This is a genomic window from Oceanicella sp. SM1341, from assembly GCF_003448965.1.
Classification (GTDB): Bacteria; Pseudomonadota; Alphaproteobacteria; order Rhodobacterales; family Rhodobacteraceae; genus Paroceanicella.
This window is the reverse complement of the sequence record NZ_QRGC01000001.1, coordinates 284212-302325: the sequence shown is the minus strand read 5'-3', so window position 1 is coordinate 302325 and position 18114 is coordinate 284212. Positions and strand designations below refer to the sequence as shown.

Genomic DNA, 18114 nt, shown 5'->3' with positions numbered 1-18114 from the left:
TTGTCCAGATTCATGAAGGAGAAGAAATGGCATCCAGGGTTTTCGGAGTTCCGGCCGAACTGGCGGGGGGACTGGTTCTGGCCGCGGCGGCTGTACTGGGTGTCCTTGCGAAGAACATAGGGTTCACCGCACCGTATTACGACCTTCTCCTTGGAGCGCAGACCACAGTTGGCGTGGGCTCCGCAGAGATTTCGAAGCCCCTCCTGCTTTGGATCAACGATGGTCTGATGGCCGTCTTCTTCCTTGTCGTGGCACTGGAGATCAAGCGCGAGGTGAAGCGCGGCGCGCTCAGCACCTGGGGGCGGGCGGCGCTGCCGGTCTACTCGGCCGTGGGCGGCATGGCGGCGCCGGCGCTGGTGTTCGCGGCCATCGTCGGGGTGAACTCGGCGCAGATCTCGGGCTGGGCGATTCCGGCGGCCACCGACATCGCCTTTGCCATCGGCGTGCTGTCGCTGTTCGGAAACCGGGTGCCGCCGGCGCTCAAGACCTTTCTGCTCGCGCTCGCGGTGGTCGACGACCTCGGCGCCATCGTGATCATCGCGCTGTTCTACACGGCCAAGCTGTCGGTGGCGGCGCTGGTGGTGTCCTTCGCGGTGCTCGCGGCGCTGACGGCGATGAACCTCATGGGAGTGAAGAAGGGCGCCTTCTACGTTCTGCTGGGCATCGTGCTCTGGGTCGCCGTGCTGAAATCGGGCGTGCATGCGACGCTGGCGGGCGTGGCCCTGGGCTTCACCATCCCGCTCGAGCCGGACGACGAGGGCCGCTCGCTGGCCGAGGATTACGAGCACGGCCTGCACCCGTGGAGCTCGTTCTTCATCATGCCGCTGTTCGCCTTCGCCAATGCCGGCGTGGCGCTGGGTGAGCTGCAGATCTCCGACCTGCTGCAGCCCGTGCCGCTGGGCATCGCGCTGGGGCTGTTCATCGGCAAGCAGGTGGGGGTGTTCGGCACCGCCTTCGTGGCCACCAAGCTCGGCCTCGCGGTGAAGCCGCAGTCCATCACCTGGACCAAGCTCTACGCGGCCTCGATGCTGGCGGGTATCGGCTTCACCATGTCGCTCTTCATCGGCAGCCTCGCCTACAGCGACCCGGCGGTGGAGAACTTCGTGCGGCTGGGCGTGATCGCGGGCTCGCTCACCTCGGGCCTGGTGGGGGCGCTGGTGCTGAGCATGACCCCGGCACCCAAGCCGCTCGAGTACGGCGAAGCCGACGCGGGCTGAGCCCCGCCGAAAGCTGAAGGGAAGGGCCGGCCGCCGCGAGGGGGCCGGCCCTTTTCGCTTCACAGGTGGTCGGCCATGAACCAGGCCCGGGCGCGGGCCGTCTCCTCCAGCAGGAAGTCCGTGAGGCTGCCGACACGGTGGTTCAGCACCGTCTCGGAATGGCGGATGAGCCAGTAGGAGCGCGTGAGGTAGAGGCCGCCGGGCAGCACCGGCACCAGCTCGGGGTAGGGGGCGGCGATGTAATGCGGCAGCACGCAGAGCCCGAGCCCGGAGAGCGTGTAGCTCAGCTGCGCCTGGATGGAGGAATTCTGGTACTGCGCGCGCAGCCCCGGCAGGATCTCGTTGAGGTAGTTCAGCCCCGGCGTGAACACCATGTCCTCGATGTAGCCGCAGAAGCGGTGGGCGCGCAGGTCGGCCGCATCGGCGATGGGCGGGTGGCGGTCGAGGTAGTCCCGCGCGCCGTAGACGAAGAGCCGGTAGTCGCCCATCGGCTCGGAGACGTAGTGCGGCGCCTTCTGCGGCGAGAGCGCCACGGCCACATCCGCCTCGCGGCGCGAGAGCGACAGGATCTGCTGGATGGTCACCACCTCGACCGAGAGGTTGGGGTGGCGGTTGCCGAAGGCGGGCAGGCGGGAGGCGAGGAAGAAGTTGCCGAACCCCTCCAGCGTGCTCAGCCGCACCACGCCGGTGAGGGCGGAGGAGCCGGGCAGCAGGTCGGACTGCATCTCCTCGGCCTCGCGCTCCATCCGGGTGACGCGCTCGGCCAGCCGCTCGCCCTGGGCGGTGAGCACGTAGCCGCGCGGGTTGCGCTCGAACAGCCGCGTGCCCAGCCGCTGCTCCAGCCTGTCGATGTGCCGCGAGACCGTGGCATGGCTGGAGCGCAGCCGCCGCGCCGCCGCCGAGAGCTGCCCCGAGCGCGCAACGGCGATGAAGAACTGCAGATCCTCCCAGGGCAGCCGCGCCATGGTGCCTCCCTTCTCTGTTCATTAATGAACACTTTCTGTTCGCCATTATATGTTTTTCGGACGAACCCGCGAGTGCTAGGTTGAATTTCAACGAGATACGGTCCGGGCGGCGCGAGGAAGCGCCCGGGGACCCAAGAACAAGCATGACCCGCCCACGGCGCCGCGTGAATGATCGGCCCGGGGCAGGCAGGACATAACCATGCATTCTGGGAGGAAAACGCATGACCAAGCGACTAGTAGGCGCAACTGCCGTGCTGGCCGTCACCACCGCGCTTGCGGGTGTGGCGCAGGCACAGGTCTCGGACGATGTCGTGAAGATCGGCATCCTGAACGACCAGTCCGGCGTCTATGCCGATTTCGGCGGTCTCTCGTCCTTCGAGGCGGCGAAGATGGCCGTGGAGGATTTCGGCGGCAGGGTGCTCGACAAGCAGATCGAGGTCGTCACCGCCGATCACCAGAACAAGGCGGATGTCGCCTCCAACATCGCCCGGCAGTGGTATGACGTCGACCAGGTCGACGCGATCATGGAGCTCACCACCTCCTCGGTGGCGCTCGCGGTGCAGGGCCTCTCCGCGGAGAAGGACAAGATCACCATCACCACCGGTGCGGCGACCACCACGCTCACCGGCGAGCAGTGCTCGCCCGTCGGCTTCCACTGGGCCTATGACACTCACGCGCTCGCCGTGGGCACCGGCGGCGCGCTGGTGGAGCAGGGCGGCGACACCTGGTTCTTCCTCACCGCCGACTACGCCTTCGGCTACTCGCTGGAGGAGCAGACCTCGACCTTCGTGAAGGAGAAGGGCGGCGAGATCCTCGGCTCCGTGCGCCACCCGCTGGCCACGAACGACTATTCCTCCTTCCTGCTGCAGGCCCAGGCCTCCGGCGCCAAGGTCATCGGCCTCGCCAATGCCGGGCTCGACACGGCGAACGCCATCAAGCAGGCCTCCGAGTTCGGCATCGTGCAGGGCGGCCAGCGCCTCGCCGCACTGCTGTTCACGCTGGCGGAGGTGCACGGGCTCGGCCTCGAGGCGGCCCAGGGCCTCACGCTCACCGAGGGCTTCTACTGGGACCGCACCGACGAGAGCCGCGAATGGTCGAAGCGCTTCTATGACCGCACCGGCAAGATGCCCAACATGATCCATGCCGGCACCTATTCGGCGGTGATGCAGTATCTCAAGGCGGTGCAGGAAGCCGGCACCGACGAGACCGAGCCGGTGGCCGCCAAGCTCCACGAGATGCCGGTGGACGACATCTTCGCCAAGGGCGGCAAGGTGGGCGCCAACGGCCGGATGATCTACGACATGTACCTCATGGAGGTGAAGTCGCCCTCCGACAGCCAGGAGCCGTGGGACTATTACAACGTCCTCGCGACCATCCCCGGCGACGAGGCCTTCATCGCTCCCGCCGACAGCGGCTGCCCGCTCGTCCAGTGAGCCCGGCGCGGCGGGGGCCTTCGCGCGCCCCGCCGCTTCCCTTCCCCTTCCCGGATGAAAGGACGAGGCAACACGTGTCCGTCGCCCCCGCCACCCCTCCCCGGACCGAGCCTGAGGTCGTGCTCTCGGCCCGCGCCCTGCGCCGCGATTTCGGCGGCTTCACCGCGGTCAACAACGTCGATCTCGACGTGCGCCACGCGCATATCCATGCGCTGATCGGGCCCAACGGCGCCGGCAAGACCACGGTGTTCAACCTGCTCACCAAGTTCCTCCAGCCCACGAGCGGCACGGTCACGCTGCTGGGCGAGGACATCACCAGGACCGACCCCGCCCGCGTGGCCCGCATGGGGCTGGTGCGGTCGTTCCAGATTTCAGCGGTGTTCCCGCATCTCACCGTGCTCGACAACGTGCGCGTGGCGCTGCAGCGGCCCCAGGGGCTGGCGACGCAGTTCTGGCGGCCGCTCACCTCGCTCAACGCGCTGAACGCGAAGGCGGCGGAACTGCTGGAGAGCGTCGGTCTCGGCGCCGACCTCGCCACCGTGGCGGCCGACCTCTCCTACGGGCGCAAGCGCGTGCTCGAGATCGCCACCACCCTGGCGCTCGAGCCCAAGGTGCTGCTGCTCGACGAGCCGATGGCCGGCATGGGGCAGGAGGATGTCGCGGTGATCGCCGACCTGATCCGCGAGGTGGCCCGCAGCCGCGCGGTGCTGATGGTCGAGCACAACCTCTCCGTCGTCGCCGACCTGTGCGACGAGGTGACCGTGCTCCAGCGCGGCGAGATCCTCGCCGCCGGCGACTATGCCACCGTGAGCCGCAACCCGCAGGTGCGCGAGGCCTACATGGGGACCGAGCATGACTGACACCACACTCGACCGCCCCGCCGCCGCCACCGGCGCGCCCCTGCTGCAGATCCGCGACCTCCACGCCTGGTATGGCGAGAGCCACGTGCTGCACGGGGTGAACATGGAGGTGCGCGCCGGCGAGACCGTGACCCTGCTGGGCCGCAACGGCGTGGGGAAAAGCACCACGCTGCGCTCCATCGTGGGGCTCCTGCGCAAGCGCACCGGCACCATCACCTTCCGCGGCGAGGACATGATGACCGTGCCGCTGCACCACACGGCGCGGCGCGGCATCGGCTTCGTTCCGGAGGAGCGCGGCATCTTCGCCTCGCTCTCGGTGGAGGAGAACCTCTACCTGCCCCCCGTTGTGGCCGAGGGGGGGATGCCGGTCGACGAGATCTTCCAGCTCTTCCCCAACCTTAAGGAGCGGCGCAACTCGCCCGGCACCAAGCTTTCCGGCGGCGAGCAGCAGATGCTCGCCATGGCCCGCATCCTGCGCACCGGCACCTCGATCATGCTGCTCGACGAGCCGACCGAGGGCCTCGCCCCGGTGATCATCCAGCGCATCGGCGAGGTGCTCTCCACCCTGCGCGCGCGGGGCATGACCATCCTGCTGGTGGAACAGAACTTCCGCTTCGCGAGCAAGCTCGCGGACCGGTTCTACGTGATGGAGCACGGGCAGATCACCCACGGGTTCCCCGTGGCAGAGCTGCCCGCGCAGATGGACATGCTGCACGACGTGTTGGGGGTGTGACGACATGATCATGATATTCGGCATCCCGGTGCAGGCGCTGCTCGGCCAGCTGCTGATCGGGCTCATCAACGGCTCGTTCTACGCCATCCTCTCGCTCGGGCTGGCGATCATCTTCGGCCTGCTCAGGGTGATCAACTTCGCCCATGGCGCGCAATACATGCTGGGCGCCTTCGTGGGCTACCTGATGCTCCAGCATCTCGGCATCGGCTACTGGCCGGCGCTCATCCTGGTGCCGCTGGTGGTCGGGCTCTCGGGCGCGGTGGTGGAGCGCTTCGCGCTGCGCCGGCTCTACGACCTCGACCATCTCTACGGGCTGCTGTTCACCTTCGGGCTGGCGCTGCTGATCGAGGGCACCTTCCGCTACTTCTTCGGCGCCTCCGGCCAGCCCTATGCCACGCCCGCGGCCCTCTCGGGTGGCAACAACCTCGGGTTCATGTACCTGCCCAACTACCGCGGCTGGGTGGTGGTGATCTCCTTCATCGTGTGCATCGCGGTCTGGGCGCTGATCGAGAAGACCAAGCTCGGCGCCTACCTGCGCGCGGCCACGGAAAACCCGAAGCTGGTGCAGGCCTTCGGCGTGAACGTGCCGCTGCTGCTCACGCTCACCTATGCGATCGGCGCCGGGCTCGCGGGCTTCGCCGGCGTGCTCGCAGCCCCGATCTACCAGGTGAGCCCGCTGATGGGGTCAAACCTCATCATCGTGGTCTTCGCCGTGGTGGTGGTGGGGGGCATGGGCTCGATCATGGGCGCCATCGTCACCGGCTACCTGCTGGGGCTGATGGAGGGGCTCACCAAGGTGTTCTACCCCGAGGCCTCGAACATCGTGATCTTCGTGATCATGGCCATCGTGCTGCTCATCCGGCCCGCGGGCCTCTTCGGCAAGGAGGCATGAGATGACCGATCTCTCCGATCTCTCCCGCCCGGCGGCAAAGCCCGCCCGGGTGCCGCGCGCCGGCGGCGCGGTGGCGCCCGCGCAGCTCGCGGTGATCGTGGCGGGGGTGGGGCTGCTGTGCATCGCGCCCTTCCTGCTCTACCCGGTGTTCCTGATGAAGCTCCTGTGCTTCGCGCTCTTCGCCTCGGCCTTCAACCTGCTGCTGGGCTACACCGGTCTGCTCTCCTTCGGCCATGCGGCCTTCTTCGGCGGGGCGGCCTATTTCACCGCGCATTCGGTGAAGGTGTGGGGGCTGCCGCCGGAACTGGGCGTGCTCGTGGGCGTCGTCGGGGCCGCGGTGCTGGGGCTGATCATGGGGGCGGTCGCCATCCGCCGCCAGGGCATCTACTTCGCCATGATCACCCTCGCGCTGTCGCAGATGTTCTTCTTCTTCTGCCTGCAGGCGCCCTTCACCCATGGCGAGGACGGCATCCAGGGCGTGCCGCGCGGCCACCTGCTGGGGTTCATCAGCCTCGAGAACTCGCTCAACATGTACTACTTCGTGCTGGTGATGTTCGTGGTGGGCGTGTTCTGCGGCTGGCGCATCGTCAACTCGCCCTTCGGCAACATCCTCAAGTCGATCCGCGAGAACGAGGCCCGCGCCATCTCGCTGGGCTACTCGGTGCAGCGCTACAAGCTCGCCGCCTTCGTGATGTCGGCGGCGCTGGCGGGGCTCGCCGGCTCGCTCAAGGCGCTGGTGTTCCAGTTCGCCACCCTCACCGATGTCGCCTGGCAGATGTCGGGCGAGGTGATCCTGATGACCCTGCTCGGCGGCATCGGCACCCTGCTGGGCCCGATCATCGGCGGCGGGCTGGTGGTGAGCCTGCAGAACTACCTCGCCACCTCCGACGTGCCGGTGAACATCCTCACCGGGGCGATCTTCATGGTCTGCGTGCTGGTGTTCCGCCGCGGCATCGTGGGCGAGATCTACGCCTCACGCATCGGCCGGGCGCTGGGGATCACCCACCGCCACTGAGACCGCGCACCGGCGGCGGGAGAGGCCCGCCGCCGACCATCCTCACGGGATCCGACATGGACAGTTTCGACTACATCATCGTGGGCGCCGGCACAGCCGGCTGCGCCCTGGCCAACCGTCTCTCCGCGCAGCCGGGCACCACCGTGGCGCTGCTCGAGGCCGGCACGCGCGACACCTATCCATGGATCCACATTCCCATCGGCTACCTCTACTGCATCGGCAACCCGCGCACCGACTGGTGCTTCGAGACCGAGGCGGAGCCCGGCCTGAACGGCCGCAAGCTCGGCTACCCGCGCGGCAAGGTGCTGGGCGGCTGCTCCTCGATCAACGGCATGATCTACATGCGCGGCCAGGCGCGCGACTATGACACCTGGGCCCAGATGGGCTGCACCGGCTGGGGCTGGGACGACGTGCTGCCGCTGTTCCGCAAGTCCGAGGACCATTTCATGGGCGCCGACGAGATGCACGGGGCAGGGGGCGAATGGCGGGTCGAGATGGCCCGGGTGCGCTGGAAGATCCTCGACATCTTCCAGGAGGCGGCCGAGCAGGCCGGCATCCCCCGCACCGAGGATTTCAACCGCGGCACCAACGAGGGCTCGGGCTATTTCCAGGTCAACCAGCGCGCGGGCGTGCGCTGGAACACCTCCAAGGCCTTCCTGCGCCCGGCGAAGGGCCGGCCGAACCTCGAGGTGCGCACCGAGGCGCAGGTGATGCGCCTGCTCGTGGAGGAGGGCCGGGTGACCGGGGTGGAATACGCTCGTGACGGCGCGCCGGTGCAGATCCGCGCGAAGCGCGAGGTGGTGCTCTGCGCGGGCGCCATCGGCTCGCCCCAGATCCTCGAGCTCTCGGGCATCGGCCGCGGCGAGGTGCTGCGCGAGGCCGGAATCCCGGTGGTGCGCGAGCACGAGGGCGTGGGCGAGAACCTGCAGGACCACCTGCAGCTGCGCTGCGCCTACAAGGTGCACGGCATCCCCACGCTCAACGAGAAGGCCAGCCGGATGACCGGCAAGGCCGCGATCGGGCTCGAATACCTGCTGCGCCGCGCGGGGCCGATGGCGATGGCGCCGAGCCAGCTCGGCGTCTTCACCCGCTCCGACGAGACCCGCGAGACACCCAACCTCCAGTACCACGTGCAGCCCCTGAGCCTGGAGAAGTTCGGCGAGGGCGTGCACCCGTTTCCCGCCTTCACCGCGAGCGTGTGCAACCTCAACCCCGACAGCCGCGGCTCGGTGCACGTGCGCTCGGCCGATTACCGCGCCAAGCCCGCCATCGCGCCCAACTACCTCTCTGCCGAGACGGACCGCCACGTGGCGGCGGATGCCATCCGCCTCACCCGGCGCATCGTGGCCCAGCCGGCGCTGAAGCCCTACCGGCCGGAGGAGTTCAAGCCCGGGCCGTCCTTCGAGAGCGAGGAGGAACTGGTGCGCGCGGCCGGCGACATCGGCACCACCATCTTCCATCCCGCCGGCACCTGCCGTATGGGAGCCGACGAGGGCTCGGTGGTCGACCCCGCGCTGCGCTTTCGCGGGCTCGCGGGCCTGCGCATCGCCGATGCCTCCGTCATGCCGCGCATCACCTCGGGGAACACCAATTCCCCCACGCTGATGATCGCGGAGAAGGCCGCGGAGCTCATTCTGGCCGATTGAGGGGGCGGAAGGGCGCCCGCGGCCACGCAAGGCTTGACAAGCGGCGCCCGATCAACGAGATACCCACCTCCACCCCGGAGTCTCCGGGGCGGCTTTATGGTGAATCGCCCCGGGAGGGGCGCGCAGTTCCAGGCGGCGAAAGCCCGAATGCCGGTGTGAGCCGGAGCCGAAGGACGCGGCAGAGATGAGGAACACGCGATGTTCGCGGTCATCAAGACGGGCGGCAAGCAGTACAAGGTTGCTGCCGACGACGTTTTCACGGTGGAAAAGCTGGCTGGCGAAGCCGGTGACACCATCGAATTCACGGAAGTTCTCATGGTCGGCGCCGATGACGGCGTGACCGTCGGCGCGCCCTTCATCGCCGGTGCGGCCGTGAAGGCCGAAGTGGTCGAGCAGACCCGCGGCCCCAAGGTGATCAGCTTCAAGAAGCGCCGCCGGAAGCACAGCTCCGCGCGCAAGAAGGGCCACCGTCAGCACCTGACGATGGTTCGCGTCACCGAAATCGCCACCGGCGCCTGAGCAGAGGAGACCTGAGAGATGGCACATAAGAAAGCAGGCGGTAGCTCCCGCAACGGTCGCGACTCCGCTGGCCGCCGCCTCGGCGTGAAGAAGTACGGCGGCGAAGCCGTGATCCCCGGCAACATCCTCGTGCGCCAGCGCGGCACCAAGTGGTACCCGGGCTCCGGCGTGGGCATGGGCAAGGATCACACCATCTTCGCCACCGAAGAGGGCTCCGTGCAGTTCCGCAAGGGCTTCAAGGGCCGCACCTTCATTTCCGTGATCCCGGCAGCCGAGGCCGCTGAATAAGGTCGACGCCTCGCAGGATACGTGAGATCCGGGAGGGGATCGGCGAGACCGCCGGTCCCCTCCCTGCGTTTCGCGGGGTCCTGCCCGCCACCCGGAGCGGAACGTCCGGAACCGGCCCGAACCGGCGCAAGATCGCGGGGCCACAGGGGGAAGAGAAACCCATGAACGAAGTGCTTACCCGGAACATCCTGCGCACCGAGCGCATGGCGCTGCGCCCCGTCCGGCCCTCCGACGCGGGGCTGCTGCGGCTCTATGCCGGCGACGCGCGGCTGGCGCGGATGACCACCTCCATCCCGCATCCCTATCCGCCCGGCGCGGCGGAGGCCTTCATCGCCGGTGCGCTCTCGGGCAAGCACCGCGAGATGGTGCGGGTGCTCGACGCCACGCCCTCCGACGGGGCGGAGCTGATCGGGCTCATCTCGGCGCGCTGGCACGCGGATGGGGCGGTGGAGATCGGCTACTGGGTCGGCCCGCCGTTCTGGAACACCGGCTACGCCTCCGAGGCGGTGCTCGCGATGGTCGAGCACCTGCGCGCGGCGGGCGAGACCCGGCTCATCGCCTCGGTCTTCCAGGACAACCCGGTGTCCGCCCGGGTGATCACCAAGGCCGGCTTCGCCTACCAGGGCGAGGGCGAGGCCTATTCCGTGGCGCGTGACGGGCGCGTGGCCACATGGACATACACCCTCACGGAGGCCGGGGGCTGAGCCGCCGGAACATCAGATGAAATTCCTGGATCTCGCCAAGGTCACCATCCGCTCGGGCAGCGGCGGCAACGGCTGCATCAGCTTCCGCCGCGAGAAATTCGTCGAGTACGGTGGCCCGGACGGCGGTGACGGCGGCCGCGGCGGCGATGTCTGGGTCGAGACGGTGGACGGGCTGAACACGCTCATCGACTACCGCTACCAGCAGCATTTCTTCGCCAAGAACGGCCGCGCCGGCTCCGGCCGCGGCATGACCGGTGCTGCGGGCGACGACATCGTGCTGCGCGTGCCCGTGGGCACCGAGATCTTCGACGAGGACGAGGAAACCCTGCTCGCCGACCTCACCGAGGTGGGCCAGCGCGTGCGCCTCGCGCGCGGCGGCAACGGCGGCTGGGGCAACCTGCAGTTCAAGACCTCCACCAACCAGGCGCCGCGCCGGGCAAACCCCGGCCAGCCCGGCGTGGAGCGGATGATCTGGCTGCGCCTGAAGCTCATCGCCGATGCGGGGCTCGTGGGCCTGCCCAATGCCGGCAAGTCGACCTTCCTCGCCGCCACCTCGAACGCGAAGCCCAAGATCGCCGACTACCCGTTCACCACCCTGCACCCGAACCTCGGCGTGGTGGGGGTGGACAACCACGAGTTCGTGATGGCCGACATCCCCGGCCTGATCGAGGGCGCGCACGAGGGCCGGGGCCTGGGCGACCAGTTCCTCGGCCATGTGGAGCGCTGCGCGGTGCTGCTGCACCTGGTCGACGGCACGGCGCCCACCTTCATCGAGGATTTCCACACCATCCGCGCCGAGCTCTCCGAGTACGGCGCCGGGCTCGACGAGAAGCCCGTCGTGCTGGCGCTCAACAAGTGCGACGCCATGCCCGAGGAAGACGTGGAGACCGCCATCGCCATGCTGGAGGAGGCCTCCGGCGAGCCGGTGTTCCGCCTCTCCGCCGCGGCGGGGCAGGGCACCACCGAGGTGCTGCGCGCCCTGCGCGCCCAGGTCGTCGAGACCCGGGCCGAGGAGAACGCCTCCGAGGAGGAGGACGAGACATGGAAGCCCTGAGCGCCACGCCCCTCTCGGCGCAGATGCTGGGGGCGGCCCGGCGCGTGGTGGTCAAGATCGGCTCCGCCCTGCTGGTGGATGCCGCCTCGGGCCTGCTGCGGGCCGAATGGCTCGACGCGCTGGCCGAGGACGTGGCGGCGCTGAAGGCGCAGGGCAAGGACGTGGTGCTGGTCTCGTCGGGCTCGATCGCGCTCGGCCGGCGGGTGCTGGGGCTCGGCCTCGGCGCGCTGCCCATCGAGCAGAGCCAGGCGGCGGCCTCGGTGGGGCAGATCCGCCTCGCGCGCGCCTACGAGGAGGTGCTGGCCCCGCGCGGCATCACCACCGCCCAGATCTTGGTCACGCTGGAGGACAGCGAGAAGCGCCGCCGCTACCTCAACTCCCGCGCCACGCTCAAGACCCTGCTCGGCCTCGGCGTGGTGCCCATCGTGAACGAGAACGACACGGTGGCGACCGACGAGATCCGCTACGGCGACAACGACCGGCTCGCCGCCCAGGTGGCGAGCCTCTGCGGCGCCGACGTGCTGGTGCTGCTCTCGGATGTCGACGGGCTCTACACCGCCAACCCGCGGATCGACCCCACGGCGCGCCGGCTCGAGGTGGTGGAGCGCATCACGCCGGCCATCGAGGCGATGGCGGGCGAGGCCGGCACGCTCGGCGCCAAGGGCGGCATGAAGACCAAGGTCATGGCCGCGCGCGCCGCGATGCAGGCCGGCTGCGCCATGGCCATCGTGAAGGGCGAGGGGCTGCGGCCTCTGAGCGCGCTCACGCAGGGCGCGCCCTGCACCTGGTTCCGCGCCGCGGCCGACCCCGCCGCCGCCCGCAAGCGCTGGATCGCGGGCATGAAGCCGCGCGGCCGGCTCGTCATCGATGCCGGCGCCGCCCGCGCGCTGGGGCAGGGGCGCTCGTTGCTCTCTGCCGGGGTGCGCGGCGTGGAGGGCAATTTCGGCCGGGGCGACCCGGTGGAGATCGTGACCGAGGAGGGCGCGGTGCTCGCCCGTGCGCTCTCGGGCTACGACGCGGAGGACGCGCGGGCCATCATGGGCCGGCAGTCCGGCGAGATCGAGGCGATCCTGGGCCATCCCGGCCGGGCCACCGTGGCCCATCGCGACGACATGGCAATCTGACAGGAGGACGGCAGCATGGACGCGGTCGACATCAAGGGCATGATGCAGGGGCTGGGCGAGGCGGCGCGCGCCGCCGCCGCGGAGCTTGCCTTCGCGCCAGCCGATGCGAAGCGCGACGCGCTGTTGGCCGCGGCAGACGCGATCACCGCGCGCGAGGCGGAGATCCTCGCCGCCAATGCGCAGGACATGGAGTTCGGCCGGGCGAAGGGCCTCTCGCCCGCCATGCTCGACCGGCTCGAGCTCACCCCCGCCCGCATCGCCGCCATGGCCGAGGGCCTGCGCGCGGTCGCGGCGCAGGACGACCCGGTGGGCCAGGTGATGGCCGAGTGGAGCATGCCCACCGGCCTCGACATCCGCCGCGTGCGCACGCCGCTGGGCGTGATCGGGGTGATCTACGAAAGCCGCCCGAACGTGACCGCCGATGCCGGCGCGCTGTGCCTGAAGGCCGGCAATGCGGTGATCCTGCGCGGCGGCTCGGAGAGCTTCCATTCCTCCGGTGCCATCCATGACTGCCTCGCCGAGGGCCTGCGCGCCGCGGGCCTCCCCGAGGCCGCCATCCAGCGCGTGCCCACGCGCGACCGTGCGGCGGTGAGCGAGATGCTCACCATGACCGGCTACCTCGACGTGATCGTGCCGCGCGGCGGCGCCGGACTCGTGGGGCTCGTGCAGCGCGAGGCGCGCGTGCCGGTCTTCGCCCATCTCGAGGGCATCGTGCACATCTATGTCGACCGCGCGGCCGACCCGGAGATGGCGCGCAAGGTGATCCTGAACGCGAAGACCCGGCGCACCGGCATCTGCGGCGCCGCCGAGTGCCTGCTCATCGACCGCGGCTTCTTCGAGGCCCATGGCGCGCCCTTCATCGACGACCTGATGCAGGCCGGGGTGGAAGTGCGCGCGGGCGAGGGCCTGCCCGGCTCGGTGCCGGCGACGGAGGAGGACTGGGGCCGCGAGTATCTCGACATGATCATCGCGGCGAAGCTCGTCGACGGCGTGGACGAGGCCATCGCCCATATCCGCCGCTACGGCTCGCAGCACACAGAGAGCATCATCACCGCCGATGACGCGACGGCCGAGCGCTTCTTCGCCCGGCTCGACAGTGCCATCCTGATGCGCAACGCCTCCACCCAGTTCGCCGATGGCGGCGAGTTCGGCATGGGCGCGGAGATCGGCATCGCCACCGGCAAGCTGCATGCCCGCGGCCCGGTGGGGGCGGAGCAGCTCACCTCGTTCAAGTATCTCGTGACGGGAAACGGCGCCGTGCGCGCCTGAGCGTCGCGCGCCACCCGAGGGCAGCGAAACAGCCCCGCCGGTCGCGTGCCGGCGGGGTTTTGCATGTCTGCGCGTGGAGGGGAGCCGGGGCAGGGCCCGAAGACGAAAAAGCCCCGCCTCGGAGGGCGGGGCTGTTCACGACCGTGGAGACGCCGATCAGCGGCCCCAGGTGCGCACCGGTCCGCAGTCCATGTGGACGAAGTTCGACCGGGTGTATTTGCCGACACCGCCCGCGTTGCAGGAATGCGCGGCGTTGTACATCTGTGCCACGCTGCGCGAGCTGAGGCGCAGGTCGGCGGCCATGCCCTTGATGTGGTAGGAGTTCGACGCGACGCCGCGGGAGCGCGAGCGCAGCATGTCGTTGGTCTTCTGGCTGCGGTAGCCGGAAATCATCAGGTAGGGCTCGGTGGTGTCCAGCTTGTGCTGGGCCGCGGCCATCACGTCCACGTTGCGCGGATCGTAGGCGATGAGCTCGTTCTGGCGCCAGTCGCGCATGAAGAAGCTGATTTCGTTGAGAACCTCGGGAATGTATTCCCCGTCGACCCAGTAGATGGTGTCGATCTTCTCGCCGGTCCGCTGGCTGTACATGCGGATCTTGCGGATGTCACCGGCCTGGCGAATGAGGCCGGGTGCCTTTGCGTAGACGGGTGCTGCAGCAAGAGTTGCTATGCCTGCGAATGCGCCGAGCACCGAGCGGCGGGTCACGGACCCACGGGAATCTTGTCCTGGTTTCACTATCTGCCTCGTTCCGACTTCCGCTTTGTGCGGATAGTTCGATGTTGCCCCTATCCCTGAGATGACTATCTCACATTCCGTTTTGTGCTGCCAAGTGGCAGATTTACCTCGCTAAATCATGCTAGGGTGACAAACGTCACAGCCGGTTGAGGGAACGATCTGGTAGCTGGAGCGTTGATTCAGGTGTGTGTCGGCAATAATCCGCCGATATGCGTTCGAATTGACACGGTTGCGCAGAATCTTGCCGATCCCGGCGGATCCCGGTCGAAACCACGGCGGCGGAGACATAAGATTCAAAGCTACCGGATACTTGTTGCAAAGGGGCAACGATGTTGTTGAACCGCACCTTCCTTGGCGCATTCCTGCTCGGAACCGCCTCCTTGATTCCGTTTCAGGCCGCTGTTGCCCAGACCACGGATCCGGACGTCTACGCCGACCAGCCGCGCGCTGCGCAGTCCACGCCGCTGGTGGACACCTCGCGCGCGACCGACCGGCCGCAGCCGGCGGGCGAGGCCGTGCGCTCGGCCGGTGCCGCGCCGGCGATCGACAATTCGCCGCTCGGCCAGGCGCTCCGCCGCGCCGGCGTGACCGATCCCGCGGTCGCCGTCTTCTACGCGGCGCGCGACAACGCGCCGTTCTGGACCGGGGCGGACGAGGGCTGGGCCGAGGCGCTGCTCGCCTCGCTGCAGAACGCGCCGGCCCAGGGGCTGCCGGAAAACCTGCTCGACCCCGCGGCACTGCGCGCGGCACTCGCCACCGGCGGTCCGGAGGCCGAGGCCCGCTTCATGAAGGCCTATCTCTCCTTCGGGCGCATCATCTCCTCGGGCCTGCTGAACCCCGAGCGGGTGGATGACGAGATCCATTTCCAGCCGGTCCGCCCGGTGCCGGCGCAGCTGCTCGCCAGCCTGCACGCCGAGGGCACCGCGCCCGACAGCCTCGACTTCCTCGCCCCCGACCTGCCCGAGTACGCGCGGCTGGTGGAGGAACTGGCCCGCTACCGCCGGCTCGCCTCCGAGGCGGTGCTGGGCGGCACGGTGCCCGAGGGCCCGACCCTGCGCCCCGGCGACCGTTCGCCGCGGGTGGCCGCCCTGCGTGACCGGCTGCAGGCGCTCGGTGACGTGGGCCTCGCGGTGCCCGCCACCACCATCATGGAGAAGATCACCGACGCCGCCGCCACCACCGGGCCGCAGCAGAGCCGCCCCGGCGCCGCCGATGCGCCTGCCGGGTCGACCGGGGTCGACCGGTCGTTCTTCGACCCCGAGCTCGAGGTGGCGGTGAAGCGCTTCCAGCTCCGCAACGGGCTGATCGACGACGGCGTGGTGGGCCCGCAGACCCTGCGCACCATCAACACCTCGGCGGCCGACCGCTACAACCGCATCCTGGTGAACCTCGAGCGCATCCGCTGGCTGCACCGCGACATGAACGAGCGGCACATCTTCGTGAACCAGGCCGACTTCACCATGGAGTTCGTGGAGAACAACCAGGTGCTGCTCGCCAGCCGCGTGGTGGTGGGCCAGACCCCCAAGCACCGCACGCCCGAGTTCATCGAGATGATGGACCACATCGTGGTGAACCCCACCTGGCACGTGCCCAACAGCATCGCCACCAAGGAGATCCTGCCCAAGCTGAAGGAAGACCCCTCCTACCTGCAGCGCAACGGCATGCGCCTGGTGCCCACCGGCGCCGACCCGGTGCCCGACGGCGTGACCTCGGACTACTCGATGTTCTCGCGCGGCTACTTCCCCTTCCGCGTGAAGCAGGAGCCGGGCGACGCGAATTCGCTGGGCCGCGTGAAGTTCATGTTCCCCAACAAATACGCCATCTACCTGCATGACACCCCGTCCAAGCGGCTGTTCGAGCGCGACGCGCGTGCCTTCAGCCATGGCTGCGTGCGCGTGCAGAAGCCCTTCGACCTCGCCTACAAGCTGCTCGAGGGCCAGGTTTCGGACCCCAAGGCCAGCTTCGATGGCTGGCTCGACACGGGGCGCGAGCGCCGGGTGAACCTCGACCGGCCGGTGCGCATGTACCTCACCTACCGCACGGTCTGGATCGACCGGCAGGGCGAGATGCAGTTCCGCAACGACATCTACGGCCGCGACGCACGCACCATCGCCGCCCTCGCCTCGGCCGGGGTCGACACGCTCGACTGACGCCTGCGCGGCGCGGGACGGCCCGTCCCGGAGCCTGAATGCAACGAAGCCCGGTCCCGGTCTTTCACCCGGGGCCGGGCTTCGCTATATCGTGCGGGAACGTTTTCTGGAGGGTGTGACATGTCGATGAGCATTGCCGATCTGGCCGCCGCGCTCGGTGCGGAGGCCGTGGGGGATCTCTCCCTCACCGTGGCCCGCCCGGCCGCGCCCGGCGATGCGGCCGAGGGCGACCTCGCGCTGGCGATGGAGCCGTCCTACGAGGAGGCGGCGCGGCGCAGCCCGGCCCGGGCGGCGCTGCTCTGGCCCGGCGCCGACTGGCAGGGAATGGGCTTTGCCGCCGCGCTCTTCGCGCCGCGCTCGCGCTACGTGATGGCCGGCGTGACCCGCGCCTTCGACACCGACCTCGTGCTCGCCCCCGGCATCCACCCGATGACCGACATCCACCCCGAGGCCGAGATCGGCGAAGGGGCGGCCATCGGCGCCTTCGTCACCATCGGCCCCGGGGTGCGCATCGGGCCGGGCGCGCGCATCTTCTCGCATGTCTCCATCGCCGAGAACGTGAGCATCGGCGAGGGCGCGCTCATCCAGTCCGGCGTGCGCATCATGCGCGGGGTGCAGATCGGCGCGGGCTTCATCGCGCAGCCCAACGCGGTGATCGGCGGCGACGGCTTCTCCTTCGTAACCCCCGAGCGCGGCGCCGTGGAGGAGGCCAAGACCACCGGCCGCATCACCGGGCGCGGCCGCACCGACATCTACACCCGCATCCAGTCCATCGGCGCGGTGCGCCTGGGCGACGACGTGGAAGTGGGCGCGGGCGCCTGCATCGACCGCGGCACGGTGGCCGATACGACCGTGGGCGACGGCACGAAGATCGACAATCTCGTGCAGATCGGCCACAACGTGGTCATCGGCAAGGGCTGCATGATCTGCGGCAATGTCGGCATCGCCGGAAGCTGCCGCATCGGCGACCGCGTGGTGCTCGGCGGCGGGGTGGGCGTGGCCGACCATGTCACCATCGGCTCGGACGTGATCGTGGCCGGGGGCTCGCTGGTGCCCAGCAGCATCGCGCCCAACCAGGTGATGATGGGCATCCCCGCCATGCCGCGGGACGTAGGCATCCAGGCAATGGTGCTGCAGCGCAAGCTGCCGGAGCTGTTCCGGATGATGCGCGAGATGCAGAAACGGGTTTCCAAATCCGAACCGACCCGTTAGAGCAGTGGCGAACGCGAAGGAGAGGTCGATGTCTGACGACGTCACGCAGAAAATCATCGGTATCATTGCCGAACAGGCGGTCCTCGACCCGAGCGAGGTGACCCCCGAGTCCACCCTCGAGGACCTCGGCATCGACTCGCTTGGCCTGGTCGAGACGGTCTTCGCCATCGAGGAAGCCTTCGACATCTCGATCCCCTTCAACGCGAATGACCCGGCGGCCTCCGAGTTCGACATCTCGAACGTGCAGGCGATCTCCGATGCCGTGAAGGGCCTGATCGCGGAAAAGCAGGGCTGACCG

At 69.0% G+C, this 18114-nt stretch carries 17 protein-coding genes and 1 pseudogene; 16 read left to right on the top strand and 2 right to left on the bottom strand.

Translation table 11 applies throughout. The features are described 5' to 3' along the window. Nucleotides 1-26: 26 nt before the first annotated feature. Nucleotides 27-1217: a Na+/H+ antiporter NhaA gene (gene nhaA, locus D3P35_RS01365; protein ID WP_118132653.1), complete on the top strand. Its 1191-nt coding sequence runs from the start codon at nucleotides 27-29 to the stop codon at nucleotides 1215-1217. A 59-nt stretch (nucleotides 1218-1276) separates the two neighbouring features. Here nhaA and D3P35_RS01360 read toward each other — a convergent pair whose 3' ends face one another. Next, nucleotides 1277-2182: a LysR family transcriptional regulator gene (locus D3P35_RS01360; RefSeq protein WP_118132652.1), complete on the bottom strand. Its 906-nt coding sequence runs from the start codon at nucleotides 2180-2182 to the stop codon at nucleotides 1277-1279. A gap of 221 nt (nucleotides 2183-2403) precedes the next feature. Between D3P35_RS01360 and D3P35_RS01355 the strand changes: the two genes are divergently transcribed. The 12 genes and pseudogenes from D3P35_RS01355 (at nucleotide 2404) to D3P35_RS01300 (ending at nucleotide 13719) form a co-directional block, all read left to right on the top strand. Then, nucleotides 2404-3615 carry an ABC transporter substrate-binding protein gene (locus D3P35_RS01355; protein ID WP_118132651.1) on the top strand — a complete coding sequence of 404 codons (1212 nt, stop codon included), beginning with the start codon at nucleotides 2404-2406 and terminating at the stop codon, nucleotides 3613-3615. Nucleotides 3616-3689: 74 nt separating this feature from the next. Next, a complete protein-coding gene (locus D3P35_RS01350; RefSeq protein ID WP_118132650.1) occupies nucleotides 3690-4475 on the top strand; it encodes an ABC transporter ATP-binding protein in 786 nt (261 codons plus the stop codon). Next, the gene (locus D3P35_RS01345) at nucleotides 4468-5208 is read left to right on the top strand and encodes an ABC transporter ATP-binding protein (protein WP_118132649.1); all 741 of its coding nucleotides are present in this window, start codon (nucleotides 4468-4470) and stop codon (nucleotides 5206-5208) included. Before D3P35_RS01350 ends, D3P35_RS01345 begins: the two co-directional genes overlap by 8 nt. 4 nt (nucleotides 5209-5212) lie before the next feature. Further along, nucleotides 5213-6100, top strand: coding sequence for a branched-chain amino acid ABC transporter permease (locus D3P35_RS01340; RefSeq protein WP_118132648.1), 888 nt, complete (start codon nucleotides 5213-5215; stop codon nucleotides 6098-6100). A 1-nt stretch (nucleotide 6101) separates the two neighbouring features. Beyond that, a complete protein-coding gene (locus tag D3P35_RS01335; protein ID WP_118132647.1) occupies nucleotides 6102-7115 on the top strand; it encodes a branched-chain amino acid ABC transporter permease in 1014 nt (337 codons plus the stop codon). A 56-nt stretch (nucleotides 7116-7171) separates the two neighbouring features. Next, nucleotides 7172-8761: a GMC family oxidoreductase gene (locus tag D3P35_RS01330; protein WP_118132646.1), complete on the top strand. Its 1590-nt coding sequence runs from the start codon at nucleotides 7172-7174 to the stop codon at nucleotides 8759-8761. Between the two features lie 198 nt (nucleotides 8762-8959). After that, nucleotides 8960-9277, top strand: a pseudogene (gene rplU / locus D3P35_RS01325) (50S ribosomal protein L21); the annotation flags it as partial. A 21-nt stretch (nucleotides 9278-9298) separates the two neighbouring features. Next, a complete protein-coding gene (rpmA, locus tag D3P35_RS01320; RefSeq protein WP_118132644.1) occupies nucleotides 9299-9568 on the top strand; it encodes a 50S ribosomal protein L27 in 270 nt (89 codons plus the stop codon). A gap of 161 nt (nucleotides 9569-9729) precedes the next feature. After that, nucleotides 9730-10272, top strand: coding sequence for a GNAT family N-acetyltransferase (locus tag D3P35_RS01315; RefSeq protein ID WP_118132643.1), 543 nt, complete (start codon nucleotides 9730-9732; stop codon nucleotides 10270-10272). 16 nt (nucleotides 10273-10288) lie between these two features. Then, a complete protein-coding gene (obgE, locus tag D3P35_RS01310; protein ID WP_118132642.1) occupies nucleotides 10289-11326 on the top strand; it encodes a GTPase ObgE in 1038 nt (345 codons plus the stop codon). 23 nt (nucleotides 11327-11349) lie between these two features. Next, the gene (gene proB, locus D3P35_RS01305) at nucleotides 11350-12450 is read left to right on the top strand and encodes a glutamate 5-kinase (RefSeq protein WP_232830334.1); all 1101 of its coding nucleotides are present in this window, start codon (nucleotides 11350-11352) and stop codon (nucleotides 12448-12450) included. A 15-nt stretch (nucleotides 12451-12465) separates the two neighbouring features. Further along, on the top strand, nucleotides 12466-13719 hold the full coding sequence (locus D3P35_RS01300; protein ID WP_118132640.1) for a glutamate-5-semialdehyde dehydrogenase: 1254 nt from the start codon (nucleotides 12466-12468) through the stop codon (nucleotides 13717-13719). A gap of 156 nt (nucleotides 13720-13875) precedes the next feature. On the opposite strand, the gene D3P35_RS01295 is transcribed toward D3P35_RS01300, so the two are convergent. Next, entirely contained in the window at nucleotides 13876-14454 is a 579-nt protein-coding gene (locus tag D3P35_RS01295) for a DUF882 domain-containing protein (protein WP_118132639.1), read from the bottom strand. A 380-nt stretch (nucleotides 14455-14834) separates the two neighbouring features. On the opposite strand from D3P35_RS01295, the gene D3P35_RS01290 reads away from it, so the two are divergent. The 3 genes from D3P35_RS01290 (at nucleotide 14835) to D3P35_RS01280 (ending at nucleotide 18111) form a co-directional block, all read left to right on the top strand. Then, nucleotides 14835-16604: a murein L,D-transpeptidase gene (locus D3P35_RS01290; protein ID WP_198670416.1), complete on the top strand. Its 1770-nt coding sequence runs from the start codon at nucleotides 14835-14837 to the stop codon at nucleotides 16602-16604. Nucleotides 16605-16724: 120 nt separating this feature from the next. Beyond that, complete coding sequence (gene lpxD / locus D3P35_RS01285) at nucleotides 16725-17816, top strand: UDP-3-O-(3-hydroxymyristoyl)glucosamine N-acyltransferase (protein WP_118132637.1); 1092 nt, start codon at nucleotides 16725-16727, stop codon at nucleotides 17814-17816. A 28-nt stretch (nucleotides 17817-17844) separates the two neighbouring features. Continuing rightward, nucleotides 17845-18111, top strand: coding sequence for an acyl carrier protein (locus tag D3P35_RS01280; protein ID WP_118132636.1), 267 nt, complete (start codon nucleotides 17845-17847; stop codon nucleotides 18109-18111). The last annotated feature ends 3 nt before the right edge of the window (nucleotides 18112-18114 follow it).

What these genes read in the sequence shown, in the direction of transcription:
- nhaA (WP_118132653.1), top strand. Translation starts at nt 27, where the DNA reads ATGGCATCCAGGGTTTTCGGAGTTCCGGCCGAACTGGCGGGGGGACTG.
- D3P35_RS01360 (WP_118132652.1), bottom strand. Translation starts at nt 2,182, where the DNA reads ATGGCGCGGCTGCCCTGGGAGGATCTGCAGTTCTTCATCGCCGTTGCG.
- D3P35_RS01355 (WP_118132651.1), top strand. Translation starts at nt 2,404, where the DNA reads ATGACCAAGCGACTAGTAGGCGCAACTGCCGTGCTGGCCGTCACCACC.
- D3P35_RS01345 (WP_118132649.1), top strand. Translation starts at nt 4,468, where the DNA reads ATGACTGACACCACACTCGACCGCCCCGCCGCCGCCACCGGCGCGCCC.
- D3P35_RS01340 (WP_118132648.1), top strand. Translation starts at nt 5,213, where the DNA reads ATGATCATGATATTCGGCATCCCGGTGCAGGCGCTGCTCGGCCAGCTG.
- D3P35_RS01335 (WP_118132647.1), top strand. Translation starts at nt 6,102, where the DNA reads ATGACCGATCTCTCCGATCTCTCCCGCCCGGCGGCAAAGCCCGCCCGG.
- D3P35_RS01330 (WP_118132646.1), top strand. Translation starts at nt 7,172, where the DNA reads ATGGACAGTTTCGACTACATCATCGTGGGCGCCGGCACAGCCGGCTGC.
- rpmA (WP_118132644.1), top strand. Translation starts at nt 9,299, where the DNA reads ATGGCACATAAGAAAGCAGGCGGTAGCTCCCGCAACGGTCGCGACTCC.
- D3P35_RS01315 (WP_118132643.1), top strand. Translation starts at nt 9,730, where the DNA reads ATGAACGAAGTGCTTACCCGGAACATCCTGCGCACCGAGCGCATGGCG.
- obgE (WP_118132642.1), top strand. Translation starts at nt 10,289, where the DNA reads ATGAAATTCCTGGATCTCGCCAAGGTCACCATCCGCTCGGGCAGCGGC.
- proB (WP_232830334.1), top strand. Translation starts at nt 11,350, where the DNA reads ATGCTGGGGGCGGCCCGGCGCGTGGTGGTCAAGATCGGCTCCGCCCTG.
- D3P35_RS01300 (WP_118132640.1), top strand. Translation starts at nt 12,466, where the DNA reads ATGGACGCGGTCGACATCAAGGGCATGATGCAGGGGCTGGGCGAGGCG.
- lpxD (WP_118132637.1), top strand. Translation starts at nt 16,725, where the DNA reads ATGTCGATGAGCATTGCCGATCTGGCCGCCGCGCTCGGTGCGGAGGCC.
- D3P35_RS01280 (WP_118132636.1), top strand. Translation starts at nt 17,845, where the DNA reads ATGTCTGACGACGTCACGCAGAAAATCATCGGTATCATTGCCGAACAG.